General features: G+C 47.4%; 12 protein-coding genes and 1 pseudogene. 7 read left to right on the plus strand and 6 right to left on the minus strand.

Annotated elements, in window-relative coordinates:
• The 4 genes and pseudogenes from H6G48_RS05920 to H6G48_RS05935 form a co-directional block, all read left to right on the plus strand.
• Window positions 1-264: pseudogene (locus H6G48_RS05920) on the plus strand (Rpn family recombination-promoting nuclease/putative transposase); the annotation flags it as partial.
• Window positions 265-286: 22 nt separating this feature from the next.
• Window positions 287-475: a hypothetical protein gene (locus tag H6G48_RS05925; RefSeq protein WP_190720039.1), complete on the plus strand. Its 189-nt coding sequence runs from the start codon at window positions 287-289 to the stop codon at window positions 473-475.
• A complete protein-coding gene (locus H6G48_RS05930) occupies window positions 468-1,292 on the plus strand; it encodes an Rpn family recombination-promoting nuclease/putative transposase (RefSeq protein ID WP_190720042.1) in 825 nt (274 codons plus the stop codon). Before H6G48_RS05925 ends, H6G48_RS05930 begins: the two co-directional genes overlap by 8 nt.
• Window positions 1,285-2,115, plus strand: a complete 831-nt coding sequence (locus H6G48_RS05935; protein ID WP_190720045.1) for an Rpn family recombination-promoting nuclease/putative transposase — start codon at window positions 1,285-1,287, stop codon at window positions 2,113-2,115. The genes H6G48_RS05930 and H6G48_RS05935 overlap by 8 nt, the downstream gene beginning before the upstream one ends.
• 195 nt (window positions 2,116-2,310) lie before the next feature.
• Here the strand turns inward: H6G48_RS05935 and H6G48_RS05940 are convergent, their stop codons facing one another.
• From H6G48_RS05940 to H6G48_RS05950, 3 genes are read right to left on the minus strand one after another with little or no spacing between them, the layout of a single operon-like run.
• Complete coding sequence (locus tag H6G48_RS05940) at window positions 2,311-3,528, minus strand: LL-diaminopimelate aminotransferase (RefSeq protein WP_190720048.1); 1,218 nt, start codon at window positions 3,526-3,528, stop codon at window positions 2,311-2,313.
• Window positions 3,529-3,544: 16 nt separating this feature from the next.
• Window positions 3,545-3,907 carry a thioredoxin family protein gene (locus H6G48_RS05945; RefSeq protein WP_081106816.1) on the minus strand — a complete coding sequence of 121 codons (363 nt, stop codon included), beginning with the start codon at window positions 3,905-3,907 and terminating at the stop codon, window positions 3,545-3,547.
• 45 nt (window positions 3,908-3,952) lie between these two features.
• A complete protein-coding gene (locus H6G48_RS05950) occupies window positions 3,953-4,831 on the minus strand; it encodes an ABC transporter permease (RefSeq protein WP_190720051.1) in 879 nt (292 codons plus the stop codon).
• 17 nt (window positions 4,832-4,848) lie between these two features.
• Here H6G48_RS05950 and cobT point away from each other — a divergent pair, with 17 nt between their 5' ends.
• Window positions 4,849-5,928 carry a nicotinate mononucleotide-dependent phosphoribosyltransferase CobT gene (cobT, locus tag H6G48_RS05955; protein WP_190720054.1) on the plus strand — a complete coding sequence of 360 codons (1,080 nt, stop codon included), beginning with the start codon at window positions 4,849-4,851 and terminating at the stop codon, window positions 5,926-5,928.
• A gap of 246 nt (window positions 5,929-6,174) precedes the next feature.
• On the opposite strand, the gene H6G48_RS05960 is transcribed toward cobT, so the two are convergent.
• The 3 genes from H6G48_RS05960 to efp all read right to left on the minus strand — a co-directional run bounded on the left by H6G48_RS05960 (window position 6,175) and on the right by efp (window position 8,385).
• Window positions 6,175-7,161, minus strand: a complete 987-nt coding sequence (locus H6G48_RS05960) for a zinc-dependent alcohol dehydrogenase family protein (RefSeq protein ID WP_190720057.1) — start codon at window positions 7,159-7,161, stop codon at window positions 6,175-6,177.
• Between the two features lie 5 nt (window positions 7,162-7,166).
• Complete coding sequence (gene accB / locus H6G48_RS05965; RefSeq protein WP_190720061.1) at window positions 7,167-7,661, minus strand: acetyl-CoA carboxylase biotin carboxyl carrier protein; 495 nt, start codon at window positions 7,659-7,661, stop codon at window positions 7,167-7,169.
• 166 nt (window positions 7,662-7,827) lie between these two features.
• The gene (gene efp, locus H6G48_RS05970) at window positions 7,828-8,385 is read right to left on the minus strand and encodes an elongation factor P (RefSeq protein ID WP_002762061.1); all 558 of its coding nucleotides are present in this window, start codon (window positions 8,383-8,385) and stop codon (window positions 7,828-7,830) included.
• Between the two features lie 223 nt (window positions 8,386-8,608).
• Between efp and H6G48_RS05975 the strand changes: the two genes are divergently transcribed.
• The gene (locus tag H6G48_RS05975; RefSeq protein WP_190720064.1) at window positions 8,609-10,096 is read left to right on the plus strand and encodes a type I restriction-modification system subunit M; all 1,488 of its coding nucleotides are present in this window, start codon (window positions 8,609-8,611) and stop codon (window positions 10,094-10,096) included.
• Between the two features lie 3 nt (window positions 10,097-10,099).
• A complete protein-coding gene (locus tag H6G48_RS05980) occupies window positions 10,100-10,321 on the plus strand; it encodes a helix-turn-helix domain-containing protein (protein ID WP_130758460.1) in 222 nt (73 codons plus the stop codon).
• Window positions 10,322-10,721: the final 400 nt, after the last annotated feature.

Below are 10,721 nucleotides of genomic sequence, written 5' to 3' on the forward strand. Positions count from 1 at the left end.
GAGACAATTCTCATTTATAAATTACCGAAATTAAACCGTAAGGAGATAGAAGCTATGTTTAGTTTAAGTGATTTAAGAGAAACTAAGGTTTATCAAGAAGCTTTAGAGGAAGGCAAAGAGGAAGGCAAAGAGGAGGGAAAAGAAGAAAAAGCTCGACAAATTGCCCTAAAAATGCTATCTGCTGGCTTTCCTATCTCAGAAATCGCCCAATTTACCGATTTATCCCCCGACGCGATCGAGGAATTACAATCGAGAGACGATTAAAAAAATCCTTCGGAGTGAGATTATGAGAGAATCAGTCATCTATCAAGATATTTTAGAGGAAGGCGAGGAAAAGGGAAAAGAAGAAAAAGCTCGACAAATTGCCCTAAAAATGCTATCTGCTGGGTTTCCTATCCCAGAAATCGCCCAATTTACCGATTTATCCCCCGCAACTATCGAGGAATTACAAAGGCAGAACGCTCGCGATGTTTGATAATATTTGTAAATTTATCGCCGAAAACTTCTCCGATGATCTAGCCACTTGGTTATTGGGTTCTCCCCTCTCCTTAACCGTCCTCGACCCGACGGAATTACAATTAGACCCCATTCGTGCCGATTCTCTGATTTTTTTGCAGTCAGAGCAATTAATTCTCCATACCGAATTTCAAACCGACCCCGACTCCAAAATTCCTTTCCGAATGCTCGATTATCGCCTTCGCGTCTATCGTCGTCATCCCCAAAAACCAATGCGTCAAGTGGTAATTTATCTGCGACGTAGTGATTCCCCCCTAGTACAAGAAAATACTTTCCGTCTGGGGGAAACTTTTCATTCTTTTCAAGTCATCCGTCTTTGGGAAGAAAATACGCCGCAATTTTTCCATCATCCCGGTTTATTACCCTTTGCCGTCCTCAGCAATACCGATGACCCCGAACAGGTGTTAAGTCAGGTGTCCCGTTCTCTAGAAACTATCTCCCAAAAACAGGTGCAAAGCAATCTCGCTGCCGCCACCAGTATTCTCGCTGGGTTAGTATTAAATCGAGAGACGATTAAAAAAATCCTTCGGAGTGACATTATGAGAGAATCAGTCATCTATCAAGATATTTTAGAGGAAGGCAGAGAGGAAGGCAGAGAGGAAGGCAGAGAGGAAGGCGAGGAAAAAGGACTACAAAAAGGCAAAGAGGAAAAAGCTCGACAAATTGCCCTAAAAATGCTATCTGCTGGCTTTCCTATCCCAGAAATCGCCCAATTTACTGATTTATCCCCCGCAACTATCGAGGAATTACAAAGGCAGAACGCTCGCGATGTTTGATAATATTTGTAAATTTATCGCCGAAAACTTCTCCGATGATCTAGCCACTTGGTTATTGGGTTCTCCCCTCTCCTTAACCGTCCTCGACCCGACGGAATTACAATTAGACCCCATTCGTGCCGATTCTCTGATTTTTTTGCAGTCAGAGCAATTAATTCTCCATACCGAATTTCAAACCGACCCCGACTCCAAAATTCCTTTCCGAATGCTCGATTATCGCCTTCGCGTCTATCGTCGTCATCCCCAAAAACAAATGCGTCAAGTGGTAATTTATCTGCGACGCAGTGATTCCCCCCTAGTACAAGAAAATACCTTCCGTCTGGGGGAAACTTTTCATTCTTTTCAAGTCATCCGTCTTTGGGAAGAAAATACGCCGCAATTTTTCCATCATCCCGGTTTATTACCCTTTGCCGTCCTCAGCAATACCGATGACCCCGAACAGGTGTTAAGTCAGGTGTCCCGTTCTCTAGAAACTATCTCCCAAAAACAGGTGCAAAGCAATCTCGCTGCCGCCACCAGTATTCTCGCTGGGTTAGTATTAAATCGAGAGACGATTAAAAAAATCCTTCGGAGTGAGATTATGAGAGAATCAGTCATCTATCAAGATATTTTAGAGGAAGGCAGAGAGGAAGGCAGAGAGGAAGGCAGAGAGGAAGGCAGAGAGGAAGGCAGAGAGGAAGGCAAAGAGGAGGGAAAAGAGGAAAAAGCTCGACAAATTGCCCTAAAAATGCTATCTGCTGGGTTTCCTATCTCAGAAATCGCCCAATTTACTGATTTATCCCCCGCAACTATCGAGGAATTACAAAGACAGCAGCACAATTAAAGCTTTTAACCGCAAAGGGTGGGGAATTAGGAAAATTTCGGCTCATCTCCCCACCCCAAGCACGATTAACGGCGTTTAGCTAGGCGACGCACCACTAAACCACTACCTAGTATGCCTAGTCAGATAATACTAGAAAGTTTGGGCGTGGACACATTACCAATATCACCCGAAATATCAGAAGCAACAAGGCGAAAGTTATCCATTGCAGCATAACCACTGCTTAGAATATCGATTTGATCCCAAAAAAGCCCCAATTTTCTCCACGGCAGCCTCTAGAATATCGGGATCGTGAACTAAGGCAAAACGCACATACCCCTCGCCACCCTTACCAAAACCGGAACCCGGGGAAACAGCGACACCAGTTTGGGCCACCAATTGCCGACAAAAATCGACGGAATTACCCGGCCAACTGGGGGGAATTTTCGCCCAAACGTACATAGTGGCGGCCGGGGTGGCAACTGGCCAACCGATGCGATTTAGGGCATTAATAAACACATCCCGGCGTTTTTGGAAGATAGCGACGGTTTCCTTGACTGAATCTTGATTACCGGTTAAAGCAGCGATCGCACCGTTGAGGATGCCCAAATACTGATTAAAATCAACCATGGCTTTAATCTGTCGCAAAGCCATAATTAACTGCGGGTTGCCAATGGCGAAACCGATGCGAAAACCGCCCATATTATAGGACTTGGAAAAGGTAAAAAACTCGATCGAATTGGTTTTATCTCGATCGGCCTGCAAAATTGACGGTGGTGGCGATGTTCCCGCAAAAAAGATGTCTAGATAGGGAAAATCGTGGATTAAAACTAAATTATGCTGACGGCAAAAATCGACCGCTTTTTGGAAAAATGCCAAAGGTGCGATCGCTGTGGTGGGATTATGGGGATAACTCAAGACCATCAGCTTCGATTGTGCCAGCACTAGGTCAGGAATGTCCTCTAAAACCGGCAGAAAGTCATTTTTTGCCAAAATTGGCATTCCGTAGATTTGGCCGCCGGCAAGGGCAACACCGCCCAAATGGGAGGGATAACCCGGATCGAGCAGCAGGGCAAAATCCCCGGGGTTGAGAAGGGCCAAAGGTAGATGGGCCGTGCCTTCCTGAGAACCAATTAGGGGTAAAACCTCCGTTTCTGGGTCGACGGGGACACCAAAGCGATCGCTATACCAGTTAGCGGCAGTTATTCGGAAGTCTCCCGTACCATTATGGAGTAAATAGCCGTGGGTGTGAGGATCGTGGAGAGATCGCTCTATAGCATCGATAACATGGGGAGCAGCACCAAGATCGGAGGAACCGAGCGAAAGATCGATAATGGTATTACCCGCTTCTCTACTGGCAGCTTTTGCCCGATCCATATCGGCAAAAACGTTGGATTGGAGTGCCTGTAAGCGGTGTGCTAGGGTTAAGTTATTCATAACCACAGATACCTAATTAGCTGACATAGGTATCGATAAAAGATTGTAATTGTTGTTTGCCGATCGCCCCTTCATGAGTGGCAATAATTTCGTTATCTTTAAAGATGCGTAAAGCGGGAACACCTTTCACATCACATTTAGCCACCGAGTTGGGGTTAGGGTCTATTTCTAGTTTAACTACTTTTAGCCGTTCGCCGTAGGTTTTCGCCACCCAATCGATCGAGGGGGATACCAGACGGCACGGACCGCACCAACTCGCCCAAAAATAGACTAAAACGGGTTTTTCGACCTCAAAAACCTCTTGGTCAAACTTCTGATCGCTAATGACAGTTACGCTACTCACAGTATTTATTTCCTCACCATCGCTACTGATCATCATAGGGGTTCTGGGTAATTTTCGGCAATTATCCACTTCTACGCTTCCTTACACATTAGGATCAAAGACATCCCGTAAACCATCACCGATAAAATTAATACTTAACACCGTGATCACGATAGCTAGAGCGGGAAAAATGACCAAGTGGGGGGCAGTTGTCAAGTAATCTTTAGCTTTAAATAACATTTGTCCCCAAGTCGGCACATCGGGGGGGAAACCCAAACCCAAAAAACTCAGGGTTGACTCGGTAATAATCGCATTACCCACCGCTAAAGTAGCCGCCACGATAATCATTCCCAAAACATTAGGCAATAAATGCACCCAGATTAAACGGAAAGGAGTGGCCCCCAAAGCAATCGCGGCCGAGATAAATTCCATCTCCCGTAACTTTAAGAAATTTCCCCGCACCAATCGCGCCACCGACATCCAATTTAAACCCCCGATTACTAAAACCACGAGGATAAAAATGCCCGTTTCCGGTCCGGCGATTTTCTTGATACTATCGCGAAATAGATAGACAATCAGTAAAAGTAGGGGCAATTGGGGCAAAGATAGGAATAAATCCGTTAATCGCATCAACAAACCATCGATCGCGCCCCCGTAAAACCCAGAAATAGCTCCGATCGCTGTCCCTAGAATCATCGCCACCATCATAGCAGCAATGCCCACCGCTAGGGAAATTCGACCCCCCACCAAAATCCTCGCCAATTGATCCTGGCCCAGATCATTAGTCCCAAAAAGATGTTTTAAACTAGGGGGAGCAGTGGTTTGACTAAAATCAATGGTATCGATGGGGACCCGATAGAAAATCGGACCGAATAGGACAGCAAGAATAATTATCATTAATGCGATCGCTCCTATTACTGCCAAGGGATCTCGGTAAAAACGTCGCCAAGTATCGATAATTGCAGAAGACAGGGGAGACATAATCAAGAAAATCACAGATGATTAAAATTTACACGGAAATCGAACGGGGGCAAAATTGGTTACAGCGCCATCAAAAATGTTGTCCGATATTTGCCCTAGTTTTGGGGTTTACCGAGACGGGATTAATCCCCGGAATCTCCACCGCCGGTGCTACCCCGGAAGATAGAAAATATACAGCGATCGCCGATGCCGAATTTATCGTTAAAGGAGTTTCACCCCATCCCCGTTATCCCTTACCCCCCCTAACGGTGGGAGCCTCCCCCGCCTATATTACCCGCGCCGTGGTGGAAAAATTAGCCATTCCCGTCCTCGTTTTTAACGCCGGTTTACCCTTGCCCCCGGCCGTCGATTATATCGAACTGGGGGGACAACCGGCCCGTTGTCTCTCCACCGGCCGCGCCCTAGACCTGACTATAGTAAAACACCTGTTCGCCCAAGGATTAACTTGGGGAGAAAAATTAGCCCGCCAGTCTAGTTATCTAATTATCGGCGAGTGCGTGGTCGGCGGCACCACCACCGCCCTCGCCATCCTCACCGGACTGGGTTATCGAGCCAACGGCAAAGTTAACAGCAGCCATCCCCAGTGCAATCATGCTCAGAAACAGGCAATAGTTGAGCAGGGATTAGCCAGAAAAAAAATTTTTGATCCTTTTGAGGTAATCGCCGCCCTAGGCGATCCTCAGCAGATTTTCGTCGCTGGCATGGCCATCGCCGCCAGTGGGCAGGGTGGGGTACTCCTCGCCGGAGGAACCCAAATGTTAGCCGTTTCTGCCCTAATTCAAGCTCTAGTGGCTAAATATGCCTATCCGGTTAACTGGGAAAATATCATCGTCGGCACAACTCGCTGGGTAGCGGAAGATAAAACGGGGGATACGGTGGGATTAGCCCGCATGATCGGAAAATTGCCTTTATTAGCCACACAATTAGACTTTTCTGCCTCTAAATACCCGGGTTTGCAAGCTTATCAACAGGGTTTTGTCAAAGAGGGAGTGGGTGCGGGGGGATGTGCGATCGCCGCTTGTTTGTACCAGAATTGGACTAATCAAGATTTGGTCAAAGCGATCGAAAATTTAATCGGGTTTCAACTAAACTGTTGACTATCTAGGGTTTGCGGCAAAAAGTTTTTCCTGGGTGTAGGGTGTAGGGTTTTGCCGATTTTCAGGTGGTCAATTACCTAATTTTCAGGGAAAAAGTCCCTGAATTTTCCCCCTGATCACTCCCATGCCGGCCACTTTTGGATTTCAAAAAGGTCTAAAAGTCTTATCCAACAAGGTTTTTAGATTTATTCAGCCAACCCTAAATACGCGGGCAGCTTATGAGAGAAAATAGTGACAAGCAGATTTCTAGTCAATAATTAGGGCTATTTTCCCCGTCATCGAACCAGTTTCTAGCAATTGATGGGCGCTGATAGCTGCCGCTAAAGGGAAGGTTTGGGAGAGATGAATAGTTAGCTTTTTCTCGTCAATTAAACGCGCCCCTTGTCTGAGAATTTCTGTTTGATATTTTTGCGCTTCTGGCAGTCCCATCAAAGCCGGGGTTAACATTAATTCTAAACTAATCCGCAAATTGCGATCGCGCGCTTCCTTCCAGCTGCCCGTAGGTTCCAAAATCGTCACCATATCGCCGTACACTCGCACCGCTCGGCAAGTTTGGCCAAAAGTTTCCCCTCCCACCGTATCAAAAGCGACATCTACTCCTTTCCCTGCGGTTTGTTGAAGTATCGCCGAGACAAAATCGGTTTGTTTGTATAAAATCGGGTAATCTGCCCCTAATTGCCGCACTAAACGCTCTTTATCGCTATTTCCCACCGTCGTATAAACTTTAGCCCCCTTCAGTTTCGCCAATTGAATCGCGACATGACCAACACCCCCAGCCCCGCCATGGATAAGTACGCTTTGTCCCGACTGGAGACGGGCGCGATCATAGAGTGCTTCCCAAGCGGTGATTAAAACCAAAGGTACAGCGGCCGCCTCGGCAAAAGAAAGAGATTTCGGCTTGTGGGCTAGATAATCCGCCTCGATCAGGGCATATTCAGCATAATTTCCCGTGCCAGCCTTGCCCAGTCCGCCGTTACAAAAATACACTTCATCCCCGGGGCGAAAATCCTGCACCGCCGCCCCAACGGCCTCGACAATTCCCGCCCCGTCACAGCCCAAAATGGCCGGCATTTGCTCGGGGTAAAAAGTGCCGCGTTTACGAATTTTTGTATCAATAGGGTTGACACCAGCGGCTTTTAATGCTACTAAAACCTGATGCGGTTGACTAATTTTCGGGGTGGGGACTTGCTGAAGCTGTAGGACATCCACCGCGGTCATGAGGATAGCTTTCATTCTATCTATTCGGGATTAACCCACATTAATGTCTGACCAAATTCTACCGGTTCACCGTTAGCGACGGCGATTTCGACGATTTGCCCGGCCACCTCCGCTTCGATTTCATTCATCAACTTCATCGCTTCGATGATACAGACCGTTTGTCCGACACGGATCCGATCGTTTTTTTCCACGAAAGAGGGTTCATCGGGAGCAGGAGCGCGATAAAAAGTGCCGACCATGGGAGAGGTAATCGCCAGCCATTTTTTATCCATAGCGGCGGCTACGGGTTCGGGAGTGGGGGTTTCTGGGGCCGGGGTGGGACCTGCGGCTACCACTGGAGCGGCGACGGTGTCCGTCACCACCGGCAAGGGAGCGGGGAGAGGCCCAAGGGCAGTATTAACGGTTCCTTTGCGGATATTTAGCTCCAAATCTGCACTTTTCAGGCTAAATTCACTGATATCCGTTGCTGCCAATGTTTTGATCAGTTCTCGAATTTCGTTGTAATCAATAGTCACCGCTCTGAAATCCCCTCGCAAATAAAAAGCAACAAATCCAAATTCGCACCCACCAAACTATCGATTTTTCCCATCTAGCGGCTAAGTTTTGGGAAACAGGCTCAGAAACACTGGCTTTAGTCCTAAACCCGTCCCTAAGCCCTCATTTCTGGGCTTCTGATCACAATTATTCCCGTCCCAGATAGGAACCATCCCGGGTATCCACTTTAATCCTTTCACCGATAGAAATAAACAGGGGAACCATCACCTGCGCTCCCGTTTCTACGATCGCCGGTTTCGTGCCACCGGTGGCCGTATCTCCCTTGACTCCCGGATCCGTATCGGTGATTTCCAAGATTACCGAGGTGGGCAATTCTATGTCTAACACTTGATCATTCCAAAAGAGAATATTGACTTCCATTCCTTCTTTCAGATACTTGGCTCGATCGCCCATTTGTACCGGGGTGAGAGTTGCTTCCTCAAAAGTCTCCATGTCCATGAAGACAAACTGATCGCCTTCTTTGTAGGTGTGCTGCATGGTACGCTTTTCGATCGTGGCTGAGGGCAAGGTTTCCCCCGCCCGGAACGTCCGTTCTACCACGTTGCCGGTCTGAACATTTTTTAACTTGGTTCGCACGAAGGCCGATCCCTTGCCCGGTTTGACGTGCAGGAATTCCACCACCCGCCAGACAGAGCCATCTATCTCGATGGTCGTACCGCTCCGAAAGTCGTTACTCGAAATCATGAAATGCTGTTTAGGCCAAGAAAGATCAACATTCCATTTTACATACTTCCTGTACCCAAAAAAACTTTTTTCCCGCCCCTACAGGTAAGGGGGAGGTGGGAGGTGGGGCAAGCAAGGGACAAAAGCTAATCACTTAAGTACCTAATAGCATTTTTCACCCTGAAACCTCGATTTTTAGTACAATATTACTGCAATACTAAAAGCAGTGAACGAGTAAACAGCGATGATCACCGGCGAATTAAAATCCAAAATAGATAAACTTTGGACAACCTTCTGGAATAACGGCATTAGTAACCCGCTTTCGGTAATCGAGCAGATTTCCTATTTACTCTTCATCAAACGCCTAGATGACCTAGAACTAGCTAAGGAGCGTAAATCCCAACGATTAGGCGAAAACCTCGAAAATCCCACCTTTAACCCCAGCCAACAGCATATCCGTTGGTCCCGCTTCAAAAATATCGATGATGCCGAGACAATGCTCCAGATTGTCCGGGATGAAGCGTTTCCCTTTATCAAAGATCTGGGACAGTTTTCTAAGGGTAGCACCTACGCTAAACACATGAAGGACGCGGTGTTTCTCATCGCCTCCCCGGCCCTGCTGGCGACGGTAATCGAACAAATTGAAAAAATCCCCATGGAGGATCGGGACACCAAAGGCGACCTTTACGAGTATATGCTCTCGAAACTGAGTACAGCCGGGACTAACGGACAGTTTCGCACGCCGCGCCATATTATCAAAATGATGGTGGAGTTATTAGCGCCGGGACCCCGGGAAGTTATCTGTGATCCGGCCTGTGGCACAGGAGGCTTTTTAGTGGCGGCTGCCGAGTATGTGCGGGAGTTAAAGGACAGCGAGGGGGGACGTTTGCTCCTTGAACGCGGCAACCTAGAGCATTTCAATAACCAAATGTTCCACGGTTTTGATTTCGATGCCACGATGTTACGCATCGGCAGCATGAACCTGATGTTACACGGTATCGAGCAGCCGATTATCGAGGCCCGGGATTCCCTATCGGAGGATCACGCCGGGGTAGAGGATAGTTTTACCATGATTCTGGCTAATCCACCGTTTAAGGGTTCGGTGGAGAAGTCCACTATTGCCAAGGATTTATCGAAAATCATCGACACCACTAAAACCGAGTTATTATTCATGGCCCTGTTTTTGCGCTTGCTGAAGACGGGGGGAAAAGGTGCGGTAATTGTGCCGGATGGGGTGCTATTTGGCTCGTCCAAGGCCCATAAGGACATCCGCACCATCTTGGTAGAAGAACATAAGCTAGAGGGGGTGATATCGATGCCGTCGGGGGTGTTTAAACCTTATGCGGGGGTATCTACCGCGATCCTGATTTTTACGAAGCTGGGGGTAAGGGAAAAGGGGACTGACTTCGTTTGGTTTTATGACATGGTGGCGGATGGTTTCTCTCTCGATGATAAGCGCCAACCGATTGCCGATAATGATATCCCGGACTTGCTGCGCTGTTGGCAGCAACGCGACTCCGCTAAGGATACCAACCGCCAAGGGAAGGCGTTTTTTGTGCCTCGCGAGGAGATTCAGGCCAATGCTTATGATCTATCAATTAACCGCTATAAAGAGATAGAGTACGAGGAAGTGAGCTATGAGCCGCCGAAGGTGATTTTACAGAAGTTAAGGGCTTTAGAGGCTGATATTCGTCAGGATTTGGACGCATTAGAGGAGATGTTAGGAGATTAGGAGATGAAAAATCTACAGCCATTAGACCTACATCCTCTCAAAACCGAATCCGAGTATGAGGCCGCTTTACTGGAGATTGAGTCGCTTCTGGAAGTACCTCCGGGGACACCGGAAGCAGCGCGCTTAGATTTGCTTGCCACACTGGTTGATGCCTATGAACAGGAACATTTTCCCATCCCTCTGCTAGATCCTATCGAAGCGATAGTCAACCGAAAGGATATTTGATTTATCCTGAGAAATAAGATTTGTCGGCATTTAGATTCCAAGAGAGTGGTGGGTTACGCTATCGCTAACCCACCCTACCCATTGAAGGGAGAAGAGTTCATGGTAGGGTGGGTTAGACGGCAACAATCTAGGCGTTAAAGTCAATCTAAGAATCCGTCGTAACCCACCGCTTTAGTCCACCGAAAGGATATTTGATTTATGCTGAGAAATAAGATTTGTCGGCATTTAGATTCCAAGAGAGTGGTGGGTTACGCTATCGCTAACCCACCCTACCCATTGAAGGGAGAAGCTGACAGGGGGACAAGCCAGCTGAAAAGCTTATGTAGCATGGAATACAGACACAGACTCCCAAAAAAGATAAGTCATATTTACCATATATGACCTAAATAACGAAAATGAT

It is taken from the genome of Microcystis flos-aquae FACHB-1344 (assembly GCF_014698375.1).
GTDB lineage: Bacteria > Cyanobacteriota > Cyanobacteriia > Cyanobacteriales > Microcystaceae > Microcystis > Microcystis aeruginosa.

Bases quoted from the DNA above. Each gene is read 5' to 3' on its own strand.
- H6G48_RS05975 (WP_190720064.1), top strand. From the start codon at position 8,609: ATGATCACCGGCGAATTAAAATCCAAAATAGATAAACTTTGGACAACC.
- H6G48_RS05980 (WP_130758460.1), top strand. From the start codon at position 10,100: ATGAAAAATCTACAGCCATTAGACCTACATCCTCTCAAAACCGAATCC.
- H6G48_RS05960 (WP_190720057.1), bottom strand. From the start codon at position 7,161: ATGAAAGCTATCCTCATGACCGCGGTGGATGTCCTACAGCTTCAGCAA.
- H6G48_RS05950 (WP_190720051.1), bottom strand. From the start codon at position 4,831: ATGTCTCCCCTGTCTTCTGCAATTATCGATACTTGGCGACGTTTTTAC.
- cobT (WP_190720054.1), top strand. From the start codon at position 4,849: ATGATTAAAATTTACACGGAAATCGAACGGGGGCAAAATTGGTTACAG.
- H6G48_RS05935 (WP_190720045.1), top strand. From the start codon at position 1,285: ATGTTTGATAATATTTGTAAATTTATCGCCGAAAACTTCTCCGATGAT.
- H6G48_RS05940 (WP_190720048.1), bottom strand. From the start codon at position 3,528: ATGAATAACTTAACCCTAGCACACCGCTTACAGGCACTCCAATCCAAC.
- efp (WP_002762061.1), bottom strand. From the start codon at position 8,385: ATGATTTCGAGTAACGACTTTCGGAGCGGTACGACCATCGAGATAGAT.
- H6G48_RS05945 (WP_081106816.1), bottom strand. From the start codon at position 3,907: ATGATGATCAGTAGCGATGGTGAGGAAATAAATACTGTGAGTAGCGTA.
- H6G48_RS05930 (WP_190720042.1), top strand. From the start codon at position 468: ATGTTTGATAATATTTGTAAATTTATCGCCGAAAACTTCTCCGATGAT.
- H6G48_RS05925 (WP_190720039.1), top strand. From the start codon at position 287: ATGAGAGAATCAGTCATCTATCAAGATATTTTAGAGGAAGGCGAGGAA.